12 protein-coding genes are annotated in these 18,591 nt (G+C 37.3%); 7 read left to right on the top strand and 5 right to left on the bottom strand.

The annotated features are described in order from the left end of the window. Positions 1-104: 104 nt before the first annotated feature. Both EV142_RS01135 and EV142_RS01130 read left to right on the top strand, forming a co-directional pair. The gene (locus tag EV142_RS01135) at positions 105-686 is read left to right on the top strand and encodes an outer membrane beta-barrel protein (RefSeq protein ID WP_132031900.1); all 582 of its coding nucleotides are present in this window, start codon (positions 105-107) and stop codon (positions 684-686) included. A 165-nt stretch (positions 687-851) separates the two neighbouring features. Then, entirely contained in the window at positions 852-1,433 is a 582-nt protein-coding gene (locus EV142_RS01130) for an outer membrane beta-barrel protein (RefSeq protein WP_132031898.1), read from the top strand. Between the two features lie 429 nt (positions 1,434-1,862). On the opposite strand, the gene metE is transcribed toward EV142_RS01130, so the two are convergent. Further along, positions 1,863-4,181 carry a 5-methyltetrahydropteroyltriglutamate--homocysteine S-methyltransferase gene (gene metE / locus EV142_RS01125; protein ID WP_132031896.1) on the bottom strand — a complete coding sequence of 773 codons (2,319 nt, stop codon included), beginning with the start codon at positions 4,179-4,181 and terminating at the stop codon, positions 1,863-1,865. Positions 4,182-4,337: 156 nt separating this feature from the next. Between metE and EV142_RS01120 the strand changes: the two genes are divergently transcribed. Both EV142_RS01120 and EV142_RS01115 read left to right on the top strand, forming a co-directional pair. Next, on the top strand, positions 4,338-4,799 hold the full coding sequence (locus tag EV142_RS01120; RefSeq protein ID WP_132031894.1) for an Lrp/AsnC family transcriptional regulator: 462 nt from the start codon (positions 4,338-4,340) through the stop codon (positions 4,797-4,799). A gap of 88 nt (positions 4,800-4,887) precedes the next feature. Continuing rightward, a complete protein-coding gene (locus tag EV142_RS01115) occupies positions 4,888-6,234 on the top strand; it encodes a deoxyguanosinetriphosphate triphosphohydrolase (protein WP_132031892.1) in 1,347 nt (448 codons plus the stop codon). Here the strand turns inward: EV142_RS01115 and EV142_RS01110 are convergent, their stop codons facing one another. The 4 genes from EV142_RS01110 to EV142_RS01095 all read right to left on the bottom strand — a co-directional run bounded on the left by EV142_RS01110 (position 6,235) and on the right by EV142_RS01095 (position 10,825). After that, positions 6,235-7,239: a DUF3078 domain-containing protein gene (locus tag EV142_RS01110; RefSeq protein WP_132031890.1), complete on the bottom strand. Its 1,005-nt coding sequence runs from the start codon at positions 7,237-7,239 to the stop codon at positions 6,235-6,237. Between the two features lie 45 nt (positions 7,240-7,284). Continuing rightward, the gene (locus EV142_RS01105) at positions 7,285-9,066 is read right to left on the bottom strand and encodes a 1-deoxy-D-xylulose-5-phosphate synthase (protein WP_132031888.1); all 1,782 of its coding nucleotides are present in this window, start codon (positions 9,064-9,066) and stop codon (positions 7,285-7,287) included. Between the two features lie 66 nt (positions 9,067-9,132). Further along, entirely contained in the window at positions 9,133-10,005 is an 873-nt protein-coding gene (locus EV142_RS01100) for a hypothetical protein (RefSeq protein WP_132031886.1), read from the bottom strand. Between the two features lie 4 nt (positions 10,006-10,009). After that, positions 10,010-10,825, bottom strand: a complete 816-nt coding sequence (locus EV142_RS01095; protein ID WP_132031884.1) for an energy transducer TonB — start codon at positions 10,823-10,825, stop codon at positions 10,010-10,012. 194 nt (positions 10,826-11,019) lie between these two features. On the opposite strand from EV142_RS01095, the gene EV142_RS01090 reads away from it, so the two are divergent. The 3 genes from EV142_RS01090 (at position 11,020) to EV142_RS01080 (ending at position 18,521) form a co-directional block, all read left to right on the top strand. Beyond that, complete coding sequence (locus EV142_RS01090) at positions 11,020-12,144, top strand: Fic family protein (protein WP_132031882.1); 1,125 nt, start codon at positions 11,020-11,022, stop codon at positions 12,142-12,144. A gap of 65 nt (positions 12,145-12,209) precedes the next feature. After that, positions 12,210-12,653 (top strand): nucleoside deaminase, encoded by a 444-nt coding sequence (locus tag EV142_RS01085; RefSeq protein ID WP_041516481.1) that lies wholly within the window; start codon positions 12,210-12,212, stop codon positions 12,651-12,653. A 183-nt stretch (positions 12,654-12,836) separates the two neighbouring features. After that, positions 12,837-18,521: an alpha-2-macroglobulin family protein gene (locus EV142_RS01080; protein ID WP_132031880.1), complete on the top strand. Its 5,685-nt coding sequence runs from the start codon at positions 12,837-12,839 to the stop codon at positions 18,519-18,521. Positions 18,522-18,591 lie beyond the last annotated feature (70 nt).

The raw sequence follows: 18,591 nt of genomic DNA, 5'->3' as shown, positions 1-18,591 counted from the left end.
TTGCTAGAAATTGTGTTTCAAAGAACTCTTAAAAAAAATATAAATTCCCAGGTACGACGGCATTGTTATTGTTAAACCAATGCTAAAATTAAAATAAATTCAAAATGAAAAAAATTCTAGTGATGGCTGCATTGGCTATCTGCAGTTTTGCAAATGCTCAAAAAGGAACAATCTTAGTTGGTGGTAATATCGGATATACTTCTGATAAAACAGAATACCAATTTGGGGAAGAAAAAACAAGCACATTCAGTTTTTCTCCAAAAGTAGGTTACCAATTTCATGACAACTGGACTGTTGGAGGTGAATTTACAGTAGCTTCATCGAATGATGACAACGGTACAAGAGAAATAAAAAATAATGGTTTCAAAGCAGGTGCATTTGTTCGTTACTCAGTGCCATTGAGCCAGACTTTTTCTGTTTTTGCAGATATGGGAGCTGGTTTCCAAAATTTAAAATCTAAAGTATACGGTCCTGGAAATGCTTTCTCAAAATCTAAAGCAGATGGTATGTATGTTGGTGTAACTCCGGCTCTTTTCATTAATATGAAAGATGGTTTCGGATTAAACTTCAGTATTGGTGGTTTAGGATACGAAACTTTAAGCTACGATAATAACGGTGCTGATGTTAGTAGTTTTTACTTCAACTTTGGACAAACATTTAATATTGGAGTTTCAAAAAACTTCTAATCTTAAATTAAGTTAATAGTAATGAAAGCACTCCAATGGAGTGCTTTTTTTGTGTTTTAACATTTTTAACGCATCCTCTTTTTAACAAATTGTTAATTAATTGCAGAACTTAAATCGTGGTATTTTTGTTGTTTAGTGTATGTGAAATCTTAATAAATATCACATATGAAAAAAATGCTACTTATTCTTGCATTAGCTACTACTAGCTTTGCAAATGCTCAAAAGGGAACAATTTTAGTTGGAGGAAACATTGGATATTCTTCTGAAAATGCTAATCACGAACTCAGTGAGAGAAAGTCGAATTCGTTTAGTTTTTCTCCAAAAGTGGGTTATCAGTTTCATGATAACTGGACAGTTGGGGGCGAATTTGGATTGTATTCATCAAAATTTGTTGCAGACGAATCAGAATCGAAAGATGATAATTTCAAATTAGGAGCATTTGTGCGTTATTCGGTTCCGTTGAGCGAAACTTTTTCTGTATTCGCTGATTTAGGGGCGGGCTTCCAAAAGCAAAAGCAAAAAAATTATACTAATGGATTGGGTACTTCAACGAGTAAAGCAGATGGTATTTACGCAGGCATCACTCCGGCTCTTTTTATTAATATGAAAAAAGGTTTTGGGTTAAACTTTAGTATTGGAGGTTTAGGATATGAAACATTAACTTTTGATACAAGTGATACTGATGTTAATAAATTCTACTTCAATTTTGGTAAAACAGTTAACATTGGAGTTTCTAAAAACTTCTAATCTTAAATTAAGTTAACAGTAATGAAAGCACTCCGATGGAGTGCTTTTTTGTTTCTGGTTAAAGTGTTTTGAAAATTAAGTTTTCCTATCCTGTAATTATTTATTTAACGTGAATGTTTATTAAATAATTTAGTAACAATACATATCAGGCATTATCTACTTTTGAAACTGTTGCAAAAAGTAAAAAAAAATAATTTTGTCACATTTTCTGTTGCAAAATAAAAATAAAATTTATTTGTAACAAAATCTGTGATACATTGAAAATTGAAATAAATTTTAGTAAAGTGCTCTGGAAAATGTTTAACGCTTGACAAATAATTTACTTAAAAAAATGCCAACATAAGTGAAGCCGAAACAAATCATAACTACAAGATTTTCGACTTCACCGTTGACACTAAAAAACAAAATTATCTAAATAAAAGGCATTACTTATACAGCACTTTCTACTGCAGCTCTCATTTCCTGGGCAGCAGCTACCATCTCGATAAGTGCTTTTTTGGTTTCATCCCAATGACGTGTTTTTAAACCACAATCCGGATTTACCCAAAGCTGGTCGGTTGGAATAACATTAGCCGCTTTTTCAAGCAGTTTTACCATTTCTTCACTTGACGGAACACGTGGGGAGTGAATATCATAAACTCCCGGTCCGATCTCGTTTGGATATTTAAAATCGGCAAAGGCATCTAAAAGTTCCATTTGCGAACGCGAACATTCGATCGTGATCACGTCGGCATCCATGTCGGCAATATTTTGAATAATATCATTGAATTCGCTATAGCACATATGGGTATGGATCTGCGTATCATCCTTTACACCGCTTGCCGAAATTCGGAACGCTTTTACAGCCCAATCCAGATAAGCAGCCCATTCTTCTTTTCGTAAAGGCAGGCCTTCGCGAATAGCAGGCTCATCAATCTGAATGATTTTGATTCCGGCTTTTTCTAAATCCACCACTTCATCACGAATCGCCAAAGCAATCTGCGTACAGGTTTCAGAACGCGGCTGATCGTTACGAACAAAGGACCACTGTAAGATGGTTACCGGTCCGGTAAGCATTCCTTTTACCCATTTTGGCGTCAGGGATTGCGCATATTGGGACCATTTTACCGTCATTGGGTTTGGTCTAGACACATCACCATAAATAACCGGAGGTTTCACGCAACGGCTGCCGTAACTTTGTACCCATCCGTTTTTTGTAAACGTAAAACCGGCAAGTTGTTCTCCGAAATATTCCACCATGTCATTGCGTTCAAACTCACCATGAACCAGGACATCAATACCGGTTTCTTCCTGGAAACGAATAGTTGCTTCGGTTTCTTTTTCGATTAAGTCGTTGTATTGCTCCGCTGTTAATTCTCCTTTTTTAAATTTGGCTCTCCAGCTTCGTACTTCTGCGGTCTGTGGGAAAGAACCAATCGTTGTGGTTGGGAACAAAGGAAGATTTAAAGCCTCAATCTGGCTTTTTCTTCGGGTTGCAAAAGTGCTTTTTCGTTTGTCGTCAGAAACGGAAATACCGGCAACACGATTTTTTACGTCGCTATTATGAATTAATTTTGAAGTCTTACGATTTTCATTGGCAACCGTATTTTCTTCAAATGCAGCGGAAGTTGTAGGATCAGTTTCCTTAGAAGCAAATTGTTTCAACGCTACAATTTCCTGGATTTTTTGTTTGGCAAAAGCCAGCCATTGCTTGATTTCGGATGTCAGGGTGGCATCATTGGTTTCCAGATCCAGATCACACGGACTGTGGATTAAAGAACAGGAAGGTCCCACCAATATTCTTTTTTCACCCAAGGCATCCGTTGCTTTTTGGATAAGGCTTAAGGAATTTTTGAAATCATTTTTCCATATATTTCTTCCGTCCACAACTCCAAGGGAAAGATTTACGTTTGGATTCAATTGTCCGGATTCTAAAATATCATCTAATTGCGATGGACAACGTACCAAATCCAGGTGTAAGGTGTCAACTGGTAAAGCCAGAGCCGTGGCCAGATTTTCTCCGAAACAATCGAAGTAATTGGCCAGAATGATTTTAATTTTTGGAAAACGGATATTAATTTCATGATACACCTCCGTGAAAGTCTTACGCTCTTTGTCGGTTAGGTTTAAAGCCAGAAAAGGTTCGTCTAACTGAATGTATTCGACATTTTCGGCTTGCAGTTTTTCGAAAATTTCAAAATAAACAGGAAGCAATTCGTCGATCAGATCAATTCGGTGAAAACCTTCTTCTTTTTCCTTTCCTAAAAGCAAATAAGAAACAGGTCCGATTAAAACCGGTTTTGTGGCAATTCCTAAAGTATTGGCTTCTTTGAATTCGGTAATTATTTTTTCTGAAAACAGCGTAAACTTTTGGTTTTTTGTAAATTCAGGAACAATATAATGATAGTTGGTGTCAAACCATTTGGTCATTTCCATCGCGACAACATCCTGTCCGTTTCTTTGTGCCCCTCTTGCCATGGCGAAATACAAATCTATGGCCGAATTTGATTTGGCAAAATCAGCGTAACGCTCCGGAATGGCTCCCACTGCCAAAGTTAAATCAAGCACCTGATCATAAAAAGAGAAATCATTAGACGGTATTAAATCTATTCCGGCTTCAGCCTGTAATTGCCAGTTGGTACGGCGAATGTCTTTTCCGGTTTGGAGGAGTTCGTCAATCGAAATTTTTCCTCCCCAGTACAATTCACTGGCTTTTTTAAGTTCTCTGTTACTGCCAATTCTTGGATACCCTAAGTTGTTTGTTTTCATTTTGATTCAGTATTTTTTACTGAACAAATGTATTGTATTAGATTATAATACTTAAATTTGCTTCTTATTTCAGTAAATTGTGTTTTTAGAATCTGTTTTTAAAGATTATATTACTGATGAATTCTTTAAAAAGAACCTTTAGCCGTAAAAATTACTATGGAAAACCTCGATAAAACCGATTTGCAGATCCTGAAGCACCTTCAGGAGAACTCCAATATCAACACAAAAGATCTTGCCGCAAAATTATTCCTGACCGTTACGCCGGTTTATGAGCGTATCAAAAGACTGGAACGTGACGGATACATTACCAAATACGTGGCACTTTTAGACAAGAAAAAAATGAATCGCGGGATGACGGTCTTTTGTAATGTCCGCTTAAAAGAGCACGCCAAAAACGTAGGAAGCAATTTTGTGAAAGATATTGTGGCACTTCCCGAAATTATTGAATGTTACAATATTGCCGGGGATTATGATTTTATGCTCAAGATTCTGGTACAGGATATGACTAGTTATCAGGATTTTGTAATGAATAAATTATCGACCATCGAAAATATCGGAAACACCAACAGTATTTTTGTAATGGGCGAAATCAAACATAGTACGGCATTGGAGTTTTAATAGCAGGAAGGTCTTTGAAGAAATTCCCAAAATAAACGTATTTTTGGAGTTCCATCTAAAAATCTAAAATCACCAATCTGAAATTAAAATGAACTGGGAACAACTTTTATCTCTTAAAAAGCAAGGCGACACAGACAAAAGATTACGTATAGAACAAGACGATACCCGATTGGGTTTTGAGGTAGATTATGACCGTATTATCTTTTCGTCAGCCTTTAGATCCTTGCAGGATAAAACGCAGGTGATTCCACTTTCTAAAACAGATTTCGTGCATACAAGACTTACCCACAGTTTAGAAGTTTCAGTGGTTGGGCGTTCTCTGGGACGTTTGGTTGGCAAAAAAATCATCGAAAAATATCCCTATCTAAAAGAAGTCCATGGCTATCATATGAATGATTTTGGAGCCATCGTAGCCGCTGCATCCCTGGCGCATGATATCGGAAACCCGCCTTTTGGACATTCCGGAGAGAAAGCTATTGGTGAATATTTTTCGATAGGAAACGGAAAACAGTATAAAAAAGAATTAACAGATAAGCAGTGGCAGGATTTAATTGATTTTGAAGGAAATGCAAACGGATTTTCAGTACTGACAGCGAGCCGTCCCGGAATTGAAGGGGGTTTAAGAATTTCATACGCAACTTTAGGTGCTTTTATGAAATATCCGAAAGAGAGTTTGCCTAAAAAACCAACGCAAAATATTGCTGATAAAAAATATGGTTTTTTCCAGACCGATAAAGCTTTTTTTGAAGAAGTAGCCAAAGACATGGGAATGATCGCCAATAAATCAGGAGATGACATTGGTTTTGAAAGACATCCCTTGGCGTATTTGGTTGAAGCAGCAGATGATATTTGTTACACCATCATAGATTTTGAAGACGGAATAAATTTGGGTCTGGTGTCTGAAGATTATGCTTTGGAATATCTGATTAAACTCGTAAAAGACAATATTGGTGTAGCGAAATATAAATTGCTGGAGACCAAAGAAGATCGAATTAGTTATTTGCGTGCCTTAGCAATTGGTGCCTTAATTAGTGATGCCGTTGATGTTTTTATCGAAAACGAAGAAGCAATCCTGGCCGGGAAATTTCCTTTCGCTTTAACAGATAAAAGCAAATACAAAGCCCAAATGGATGATATTATCAAATTAAGTGTTGAAAAAATCTATCAGAGCCGCGAAGTAATCGAGAAAGAAATTGTCGGTTATCAGATCATCCAGACTTTACTGGATAAATTCATTATTGCTTTCAATAACAAATATGAAGGAAAAGCATCCAATTATGATAAATTGCTTTTGAAAATGCTGCCGGAAAAACACCATTTGGAGAAAACGAATTTATACGAGCGTTTGCTTCATATCTGTCACTATGTTTCACTTTTAACAGACGGAAATGCGTTGGAATTATTCGAAATGATTAACGGAAGAAAACCGAATTAATTATTGAAAAGCGTAAACAAGACCTACACCTAAAACCTGTCTCAGCTGTGCTCTTGGCCCGTCATTTACCTGACTTGTTGCTCCGGTTGTCGGGTCAACAACATCTTTTTTAGTTTTGATATCATCGTCATATACCAGATGAATCCCGATATTGGCTTTTACATAAGCATTTACAACAAGGTCCAGACGCGTGTCGTAATCCACATCGACGTTTCCAAATCTGTTCAGGTAATCGGTATATAAACTTAGTCTGTTTTCGTAAAAAATGTTTTTGAAAATTTCACTTTTCATGTAGCCTGTAAGCAGAATACCAAACTCCGCTTTTACTTTTTGTCCCTGTTCAATTAGAATAGTATTGGTAGGATCAAGAGGGCCTGTGGCATAAACAGCTTTTTTAACACCAAATGCTCCCTGGTCTGCCAGATATTGATCTAAAACCAAGGTAGTCTTTAAAGTGATTGGGGAGAAATAGAAAGTCCTGTTTTTGGCTTTATTTGAATTCTCAGCTCCGGCTCCTAAAAAGATATAAGCAGGTGCAAACGGTCTCGATATGGCAATGTCCCTGTTCGGATAATTGTAACCATCTGTAAACTGAGTGCTGAAATTATATTTGGCAGAATAATACCAGTTTGAAGTCGTGTCTTTTCTGAATCCGTAAGTGGAGTTGAAAATAAGGGCGTCGTCCGTTTTTCTAAGCTCCGTACCATCCTGTTTATTTAAGCCGTACTTAACAATTAATTCGTTAAACCATTTATGATTTCCTTTTGCGTAGGTTCTTGCAAATTCTCCCTTAAACAAACCTGAAATAGAACTTGTTCCCCCCGCACTCCAGTTGACGAAAGCAATTTCGGAGATGTCAAAACCAAGCTGGTTTTTTTTAGTCCAGTTGGAAGGAGCTTCAGGAATCTGATTCGGTTCTAAAGTGGTTTTAATAATACTCTGGGCAGAAATAGTAACGGTAAAAGTAAAAAGGAATAGTAAGAGAGTGAATCGAAATAATTTCATTAGGCTTGACTTTTGATTTTTTTTGGCTTCGCAAAATAATTCTTTTCAATGGTTTGAAAAAAGTTTTGATAAATTTTTAACGTCAATTTTGCACAATTGTTGTAATTGCAGGACAGTTCCATGCTCCATAAATGCATCAGGAATCCCTAAAATCTGCACTGGATTACTGAAGTTATTTGCTGCTGCAAATTCTAAAACAGCGCTGCCGAAACCGCCATTTATTGTTCCGTCTTCAATAGTAATAAGCGTATCGAAAGTAGTAAATATTTCTTGTAGTAAATTGATATCTAATGGTTTAACGAATGGGAAGTCGTAATGCGCAATTGTATCGGGATTCAAACATTCGTTTAAGGCGGCGATCACATTATTGCCAATAGTTCCGGTCGATAAAACGGCTGTTTTCGTTCCCTTTTTCAGGCAATTTGCCTTCCCGATTTTAACATTTTCATAATGTCCGAAATTTTCTACTTCCCACCGAGGCAGGACGCCTCTTCCTCTCGGATATCGGATCGCGATCGGATGATGTAAGCCTAATTGTGCGGTATAAAGTATGTTTTGCAGTGCAATTTCATTAATAGGAGCGTAAATAATCAGGTTCGGGATGCATCGCAAATACGCAATATCAAAAACCCCGTGATGGGTTGCACCATCTTCACCCACCAGGCCGGCGCGGTCCAGACAGAAAATTACGGGTAAGTCTTGAAGCGCCACATCATGAATCACCTGATCGTAGGCACGCTGTAAAAAGGTCGAGTAAATGTTACAATAAACAATCATGCCCTGAGTCGCCATTCCGGCAGCAAGCGTTACCGCATGTTGTTCCGCAATTCCAACGTCAAAAGCCCGCTCGGGAATTTCGTCCATCATAAACTTCAGGGAACTGCCTGATGGCATTGCCGGTGTAATTCCGATGATTTTTTCGTTTTTTCTGGCTAAATCTAAAATCGTTAAACCAAAAACATCCTGATATTTAGGCGGTAAATTTTCTTCAGATTTCAAATGGATTTCTCCTGTCGAAGCATCAAATTTTCCGGGCGCATGATATTTCACCTGATCTTCTTCAGCCTGTTGCAGGCCTTTTCCTTTTGTGGTTACGATGTGAAGAAATTTGGGGCCTTTTATATGCTTTAAGCGATTCAGTTCTTTTATAAGACCAATCAAATCATGTCCGTCAATCGGCCCGGAATAATCAAAATTCAGCGATTTGATCATGTTGTTTTTCTTCGGATTCTTTCCCTCTTTTACAGCAGTAAGGTACTTTTTAAGAGCGCCCACGCTTGGATCAATACCAATCGCATTGTCGTTAAGAATGACCAGTAAATTGGCATCCGTAACTCCGGCATGATTTAAACCTTCAAAAGCCATTCCGGATGCTATGGAAGCATCACCGATAACGGCAATATGCTGTTTGTTGGTTTCGCCTTTTAGCTGCGAGGCAATCGCCATTCCCAAAGCGGCAGAAATAGAAGTAGAGGAATGTCCTACACCAAAAGTATCATAAATGCTTTCGCTTCTTTTAGGGAAACCGGAAATACCGCCTAGTTGTCTGTTGGTGTCGAAATTTTCTCGTCTTTCGGTCAGAATTTTGTGTCCGTAAGCCTGATGTCCCACATCCCAAACCAATAAATCTTCCGGTGTATTAAAAACATAATGCAAAGCAATTGTCAATTCTACCACACCTAAACTGGCACCCAAATGCCCTTCTTTTACCGAAACAATGTCAATGATAAAATCACGTAATTCCTTCGCTAATTGTGGTAATTGCGTTTCGTCAAGTAAACGTAAATCGGCCGGATTGCTTATGTTGGAGAGTAAATTGCTTTTCATTTTTTTGTAAAAAACAAATTTACGGTTTTAAATTTAATTTTATTACTCAGTTATTGCTCCGAATGTTTATTCCAGCGTTATTGGTAAAGAATATTGCATTTTTATTTTTTTTCCATTTGATTCTCCCGGCTGCCATTTTGGGCATAATTTTAAAACCCGGATTACTTCCTTTTTTATGGTCTGATCCATACCGGGTGCGGATTCCAGATAAGTTAAAGAACCGTCTTTTTCAACGGCAAAAGAAATTCTGAATTTGTTGTTTGTAGCATTTACGTTTTCGGGATTTTTAAATTCTTTTCCGAAAAAGTTATAAAATGCTTCAATGCCACCCGGAAATTCCGCATTGGTTTGCATTACTGCACCAGTAACAAATGCAGATTCCTCTTCCTGACCTTCATTTGAAGATTTTACTTTATTTTTAGTCGGTTTGGTACAATCTTTAGTTACTGGTTTTACAAATTTTACCTGATCTACTTTTGGCGGGGGAGGCGGTGGAAGAGTATGTTCTGAAGGGTCCTTGGGAGGTAATGCTATTCCAACCGTTACATGGTTTTCGGGGGTTTCTTCTTTATCAACGACTTCTACCTTGTTTATCTTTTTCTTATTGCCCTCTTTATCCGCACAGCTAAACAAAGTAGTTCCCATCGCAATAAATAAAGCAAGCAAAAACATTTTATGATACTGTGTCTGAGTATATAAAACACGGCTTGGAATCTGAATAGAGATTGTGTCTAATTGTGTGTTTTTAAACCTGTCGCAAATACTTTTATTTGGGTTTGAAATAAAATAATGCTGAATTTCATCCGGAAGCATTGTAGTGAAATCCACAACAGTTTTTGTGCAGCTTAAACAAAATTTTCCATTGCCTTTTGGAGTCATTTTATCCCAGTTTTCATGACAGGGTTCCGGAACAGTGATTTTATGTTTTTTATCCATCATTTAATTATATTGGTAAAATGTAAGTTGATCGAACAATACGATTGTTTAATTTTCCCGGAATCCATTTTGGGGACCTTTGTAAAACTCCAATAGCTTCTTCTCCGTTTTTTTGAGATGTGTTTTTAATGATATTAAAATTACTTAAGCTGCCGTCTTTTTCTATAATAAACAATATTTTCCCTTGCGATTTTTCAGTTTTGTCTGAAGGAGTATAGTTTTTAGAAAAGAAAGCAAGAAATTTTTTCATTCCAATTTCCGGAACAGGCAAAACATCTAAATCCTTTGAATTATATATTACATTATACTTAAAAGTTCCTTGTTCAATAGAATTACGAGGAACTACAATGCCAAGTGTAAATGCTTCGCGAGTTTTTGGTTTGTTTATTTTTTTAGATTCGATTTCATGTCCATAACAGGAGGAAATCGTCTCTTCATCTTGATTTTGCTCTGTATTGTCAACAATTTCGATTTTATCAATTCTATTTTTGTTACCCTCCTTATCGGCACAGCTAAACAAAGTAGTTCCCATCGCAATAAATAAAGCAAGCAAAAACATTTTATGGTATTGTGTCTGAGTATATAAAATACGGCTTGGAATCTGAATAGAGATTGGATCCAATTGGGATTCCTTAAACCTGCCGCAAACGCTGTTACTTTGATTCTGAATAAAAAAATGCTGAATTTCATCCGGAAGCATTGTAGTGAAATCCACAACAGTTTTTGTGCAGCTTAAACAAAATCTTCCATTGTCTTTTGGAGTCATTTTATCCCAGTTTTCATGACAGGGTTCCGGAACAGTGATTTTATGTTTTGTATCCATTATTTGAAATATCAGTGTTTAAATGTAATAAAAAAATATAAAGTAAAAATGTACTTTTCAACGATGATAAATCCTTTTCTCATATTTGATTCAAACCTTCAAGTATAGGAATTTACATAAAATGAGGCGATTATTTCGGTTAATCGCCTCAAAAAATGATTATATTTGAGGCGATTAATTTAATTAAATGCCTCATGAGTTACAATTGGCAATTACCGGATTGGGAAAATTTTGTATATGATGCTACCGTAATAGATGCATTATGTATTGAATTTGCATTGGAAACAGGAGAACTAAAAGGCCTTGTTGATTCTTTATCAACTGTAATTCAGCAGGAAACTATTTTACAATTTATGATTTCGGAAGCTATCAAAACTTCTGAAATTGAAGGTGAGTTTTTTAGTCGGCAGGATATCATGTCTTCGATTAAGAAAAATTTAGGTATTGCTGATGTTTTTGGTCATATTAGGGATAAAAATGCTCTTGGCGTTGGAAAATTGATGGTTACGGTAAGGAATTCCTATTCGGATCAATTAAATGAATTTTCGATCAAAGAATGGCATTATATGCTGATGGAATATTCAAAACATGTTAGTCCTGGGAATTATAGAACCGGACAAGAACCTATGCAAATTGTTTCCGGTAGTTATGGTAAGGAAATTATTCATTTCGAAGCTCCGCCATCCAGTCAGGTACCAGCTGAAATGAAAAAATTTATTCAATGGTACAATGATTTTGAAGTAAAATCAAGCGATATTAAAAAAGCATTAATTAAAACTGCTATTTCTCATTTGTATTTTGAAAGCATTCATCCTTTTGAAGATGGGAATGGCAGAATTGGCAGGGCTATAGCTGAAAAATGTCTGTCGGAATCTTTGGATCGCCCAGTTTTGATGAGTATCTCAAGTACAATTGAAAAAAACAAAAAACAGTATTACCAATCTTTAAAACAAGCGCAGCGAACCCTGGAAATTACAGATTGGATTTTTTATTTTTCTGCTTTAATTTTAGAATCTCAAAAAAACGCAAAACAAATTGTACTTTTTACATTAAGCAAAAGCAAATTCACAGATCAGTTTAAAGATAAAATGAATGAGAGACAAACCAAAGTTGTTCTGAAAATGTTCGAAAATGGTGTTGCTGGTTTTGTGGGCGGCATGACGGCAATAAAATACATATCTATTACTAAAACATCAAGGGCAACAGCAACAAGAGATTTACAGGATTTGAAAGAAAAAAATATTTTGACAGCAAAGGGAGAAGGTAGAAGTCGATCTTATGATTTGAACTTATCAGCCAAAGAAACAATTGATAGTTAAAATTTTGCTGGTACTTTCTCGTTTTTAAGTCGGGAAAATTACTTCAAAAATGTACTTTTGCAATTATGATAAATCCCTTCACCGACGAGTACTTTATGAAAAAAGCTTTGCAGGAAGCTGAAATGGCTTTTGATAAAGGCGAAATTCCTGTTGGAGCCATAATTGTCGTTGCCGATAAAGTGATTGCCAGAAGTCACAATCTCACCGAGTTATTAAATGATGTTACGGCTCATGCCGAAATGCAGGCGATTACTGCCGCGGCTAATTTCTTAGGTGGAAAATACCTTAAGGATTGTACTTTATATGTCACACTCGAACCTTGTCAGATGTGTGCAGGAGCTTTGTACTGGAGCCAGATCTCGAAAATTGTTTTTGGTGCGAGGGATGAGCAACGCGGTTTTATGACCATGGGAACCAAATTACATCCTAAAACTACCGTTGTTTCCGGAATCATGGCCAATGAAGCGGCTGATTTAATGAAACGTTTTTTTATAGAAAGGCGTAAATAATTGATCATTTTTCAGTGCAAAAAAAATAATTCATTACACTGAATTTTCCTCTTAAAGATTTCAAAAAATATTCTACATTTACTACAATATATTTGACATTTCGATAGTTATGCTCTTTACCTGTCAAATGTTAAAACGTTCTGTCATTTTCTATAATTTGTAACCTTATAACTCTAAATAAAAGTGAAAGCAAAAGGATTAGTTCTCGTGTTTTGTGTGTTTTTTATTTTTCAATCTTGCGGTAGAAAATCAGCTGCCGATTTTAATTCCGATTTTTCATTATTCAAAGAGTACATAAGTAGTTTTACGGGTGGAATTGTCCCTTCAGATTCGGACATACGCGTCGTTTTGGCTTTCGAAAAAAAAGAATGGAAAGTCAATGAGGTTTTAGATGACGATTTATTTGATATTTCACCAAGTGTGAATGGAAAAGTAGTGGCGCTTTCGGGCAATACTATTGCTTTTATTCCGGAGAAAAAATTAAAGCCGGGAACAGAGTATCAGGTTACGCTGAACTTAGACAAACTGATTACGCTTCCCAAACAAAAAGAGAAAGAGCTTTCGAAATTTAATTTTACGGTTAAAACCATAAAACAGGATTTCACGATCAATACGCTCGATATTCAATCCCACAGTAAAGAATATCAGTACCTGAACTGCGTTTTGAAAACAGCAGATGATATCGATTCCGAGACGGCTCAAAAATTAATCTTAGCCAGTCAGAAAGGAAATCAGCTTAAAATTAAATTTGATAAAAACGTAAAATCAGGAAAAGAATTCAAATTTATCATTGACAGTATCCAGCGTTTTGATGAGCCAAGTGAACTTGAAATCGCTTATGACGGGAATGATTTTGATATTGACCAAAAAGGAAAAATTGACTTTCCGATTACGTCCATAAATGAATTTAAAGTTATAAAAGTCGATGTTCCAGACGAAAATAATCAGTCCGTTTTAATCAATTTTTCAGAACCTTTAGAGAAAGGCCAGGATTTCAAAGGTCTGGTCGCCATTCAGAACACCAATAATTTAAAATTTTCGACGCAGGGAAATGTGCTGAAAGTTTATTTCAGTAATGAGAAACCCGCACCGGAAGTGGTTCACGAAGTAGTAGTAGAAGAACCGGTTGCAACAGTTACGGTAGATTCGGCAAGCGTTACGGTTGATAGTGCAGCAGTCGCAACACCGGAAGAAACGGTCGAAGCAGAACCGGAAGTGGTGGAAGAAGAAGCCACACCGGAGCAAAATATAACGGGCGAATTGTTGCTTGAAGTTTTTCAGGGAATAGAAAGTCAGTATGGCCAGAAAATGAAGGAGAGTTATTCTCAGAAAATTTCTTTCGACCAGATAAAACCCAATGTCCGATTTGTAAAAAACGGAACGATTCTGCCAAGTTCCAATAATCTGAAACTGAATTTTGAAGCTGCAAATCTGAGTGCCGTGGACGTAAAAGTGTACAAAATCTATAAAAATAACATTCTGCAGTTTCTTCAGAATAATGAATTAAAAGGATCTCAAAATTTAAAACGTGTTTCTCAGCCCGTTGCCAAAACGACCATTAATCTTAAAGAAAATACGTTGGTTAATTTAAGCAAATGGAACACTTTTGCCTTAGACTTATCTAAAATTATTAAACCAGAACCGGGAGCGATTTACCGCGTAGAATTCTCTTATAAAAAGAAATATTCTCTATACAAATGTGAAACATCAGAAGAAGATTCCAATCAAAATGAGGAAGAAGAAGAAGTGGATGAAGATGATGTGAATTATAGCGAGAATCCTTATGATGACTACTATTACGACGATTATCAGTGGAGAGAAAGCCAGGATCCTTGTACAGGTTCCTATTATTACAATGCCCGAATTGCAACCAATATTTTAGCTTCCGATTTAGGGGTAATTGCCAAAAGAGGAGAGAATAAATCGTATTTGTTTGCCGTAAATAATATCATTACAACCGAACCGGTTTCGAACGCACGTGTTGATTTATACACCTATCAGCAGCAAAAAATTGCAACTGCATCGACCAGCAGTGAAGGTATTGCCACCTTCCAGATCCATAAATTCGCCTATTTTGCAATCGTTACTTTAGGAGATCAGTCAACTTATGTAAAGCTTGATGACGGGAATTCATTATCCGTAAGTAATTTTGATGTAGCCGGAGAAACGCTTCAGAAAGGGCTGAAAGGATTTATTTATGGAGAACGTGGCGTTTGGCGTCCGGGAGATAATTTGTACTTGTCTTTTATCTTGAATGATGCTTCGAATAAATTGCCAAAAGCTCACCCGATAAAATTCAGGCTAACCGATCCAAACGGAAAAGTATCCTATCAGACCGTTCAGAAATCGAATGAATTAAATCATTATGCGTTTATCGTGCCGACAGATCCCGATGCACCAACAGGAAGCTGGGAAGCAATGGTAAGTGTTGGGGGAGCAAAATTTTATAAAAACATAAAGATTGAAACGATAAAACCCAATCGTTTAAAAATCAAGAATAGTTTCCAGAGAACCATATTGTCTTCGTCATATCCAAACACCAGTAATCTTGAAGTGACGTGGCTTCATGGCGCCATCGCTAAAAATCTGAATGTAGAAATGCAGGCTAAATTCTCTGAACAGAAAACCACTTTCAAAGGATATGACAAATATACCTTTGATGACCTCGTTCGCAGATTCAGTACCGAAGAAGTGAATGTTTTTTCCGGAAAATTAGACGCAAACGGAAAAGCATCGGTCAATATTAATCCAAAGTTACAAGGACAGGCACCCGGAATGCTGAGAGCTTCTTTCATTACAAAAGTATACGAAGAAGGCGGGGATTTCAGTATGGATGCAATGGCTACGACCTATTCTCCGTACAAAACATATGTGGGCGTAAAAGCACCGGAAGTCAACAAATACGGAATGCTGGAAACCAGAACAAACAATCGTTTTGATATTGTAACCGTTGATGAAAACGGAAGACCAAAATCGGTAAGGGATCTGGAAGTAAAAGTTTATAAAGTAGAATGGCGCTGGTGGTGGGATGCTTCAAGTGATAACTTATCCAATTACAATTCATCCGAAGCTACAACTTCTTATAAAACCTTTAAAGTAAACACCGATTCATCAGGGAAGGGAAGTATTCAGTTTGCCTTAACCGATGAAGAGTGGGGACGCTATATGATTCGTGTTTCTGATGAAACCGGAGGGCATGCAACAGCACTAACCGTAAATATAGATTGGCCAATCTGGTCCGGAAAAACGAGGAATACAGATGCTTCAACAGCCAATATGCTTGTTTTTTCTACAGATAAAAAAGACTATGCCGTAGGCGAGAAAGCACAGATTTCTTTCCCTTCAAGTGCAGGCGGACGTGCTTTGGTTTCTGTCGAAAATGGATCAAAAGTAGTACAGACACTTTGGGTAGAAACCAAAAAAGGAGAAACAAAAGTTGAAATTCCGATTACGGCGGCAATGGCTCCAAATGTTTATTTCAATATTACACTTTTGCAACCGCACGCCTCGACTAAAAATGATTCTCCGATTCGTATGTACGGAATTGTTCCGATTGGAGTAGTCGATAAAAATACAAAACTGGAACCAACGATTACCATGTCGGATGTTTTAAGACCGGAACAATCATTCCCTGTAAAAGTGAGTGAGAAGTCAGGTAAAGAAATGACATATACCATTGCCATAGTCGATGAAGGATTATTGGATTTAACCCGATTTAAAACACCAAATGCCTGGGATAGTTTTTACGTTCGCGAAGCCTTAGGTGTAAAAACCTGGGATGTCTACGATGATGTGATTGGCGCTTACGGCGGAAAAGTAAATCAGATTTTCAGTATTGGTGGAGATCAGGATTTAGGCGGAGGAAAGGCTAAGAAAGCCAATCGTTTTAAACCGGTTGTAATTTATCTGGGCCCCTTCAAACTGGAAAAAGGACAGACCAAAACCCATCAGGTTACGTTACCAAAATATATAGGATCAGTACGAACAATGGTTGTTGCGGGTGATGCTGCAACAAGCGCTTATGGAAGTGTAGAAAAAGCAACTCCGGTTCGCAGTCCGTTAATGGTGCTGGCTTCGTTGCCAAGAAAAATTTCACCATCAGAAAAAGTGACCATTCCGGTTACGGTTTTCGCAACGGAGAAAAATATTAAAAATGTAAAACTTCAGATTAAAACCAGCAAAGGGCTACAGGTAATCGGAAGTGCTGCTCAAAATGTAACTTTTACACAGCCGGATGAGAAAATGGCATATTTCAATCTTGCAGTAGGAAGCCTGACCGGAATTGCAAAAGTGCAGATTATCGCCACCTCCGGAAAAGAAAAATCATCTTATGAGGTCGAGATTGATATGACCAATCCGAATCCGGTTACAAATACCTACACAGATGTGATTTTAGCACCCGGCAGTTCTAAAACGATTTACTGGAAAACCTTCGGTGTTTCGGGAAGTAACAAAGCCAAGCTGGAAGTTTCTTCTATGCCGACCATTAATCTGAATGGAAGATTGCAATATCTGATTCAATACCCGCATGGTTGTGTAGAGCAAACGACTTCAGCTGTTTTTCCGCAATTGTTTTTGAGTGATGTAGCAGATATTGATGCCACGCGCCAACAGCTTATTCAAAAGAATGTAACGGCAGGAATCACAAGATTAGGAGGTTTTCAGTTGCCAAACGGCGGACTTGCTTACTGGCAGGGAAATACGATTGCAGACGATTGGGGAACTTCGTATGCCGGACATTTTATAATAGAAGCAGAGAAAAAAGGATATGTTTTACCGATTAATTTCAAGTCAAAATGGATCTCCTATCAGCAAAAAGAAGCCAAAAAATGGCGTTTTGAACCACGATACGGGAATGATATGGCACAGGCGTATCGTTTGTATACATTGGCTCTGGCAGGTTCTCCCGATTTGTCTTCCATGAACAGATTACGCGAAACAACCGGAATTTCAAACGAAAGTAAATTGCGTCTGGCAGCGGCTTATGTGCTGGCAGGACAAAAAAGCGCCGGATTGACCTTGTTATTGCACAGTAAAATCGATGATACTTCAAGTGATTATAATTATTACTATTATGGTTCAGGTGACAGGAACAGAGCCATGGCTTTGGAAACATTATTGTTGTTAAACCAAAAAGAAAATTCCTTCCTGATGGCTACAAAACTGGCCAAAAATATGGCAAGTGACCAATGGATGAGTACCCAGACTACTGCTTATTGTTTGTATGCCATGTCGAAATTCTCACTCCATAACGGCCCTAAAGGAATTGATCTTCAGTTTAGCAAAGACGGAAAAGCGCAGACTATAAAAACCGCTAAAACCGTTGCAGACCGAAACCTGGTGGTGAAATCGGGAGCCAATAGTATCACTTTAAAAAACAATAAAAAGAATACGATTTATGTTCGTGTGTTAAATACCGGAATCCTTCCTATTGGTCAGGAAAATGCGGTAGAAAATAATCTTTCGGCCAGAATTGTTTTCCGAAACAGAAAAGGCAGCGTAATTGAGGTGTCGAAAATTGCTCAGGGAACGGAGTTCGTTGCTGAGGTAACTATTAAAAATCTGAAGAATGAATACGTTCAAAATGTAGCTTTGTCGCAGATTTTACCATCCGGTTTCGAAATTGTAAACACCCGTTTTACGGATTACGGTGAAGCAACAAATAATACAGCTGATTATATTGATATCCGTGATGACAGGACGAATTTCTATTTTGGACTGAAAGCCGGAGAAACTAAAACGTTCAAAATTTTACTGAATGCCTCTTATCTTGGAACTTATTATTTGCCGGGACTGCAATGTGAAGCGATGTACGATCATACTTTCCTGGCCAGAACCAAAGGATTTTGGGTTCAGGTGGTGAAATAAAGTTTCACGCAGATTTTGGAGATCTGGCAGATAAAAAAAATCTGCAAAATCTGCAAAATCTGCGTGAAAA

The sequence above is a fragment of the Flavobacterium circumlabens genome (assembly GCF_004345565.1).
Classification (GTDB): Bacteria; Bacteroidota; Bacteroidia; order Flavobacteriales; family Flavobacteriaceae; genus Flavobacterium; species Flavobacterium circumlabens.
This window is presented reverse-complemented; position numbering and strand designations above follow the sequence as displayed.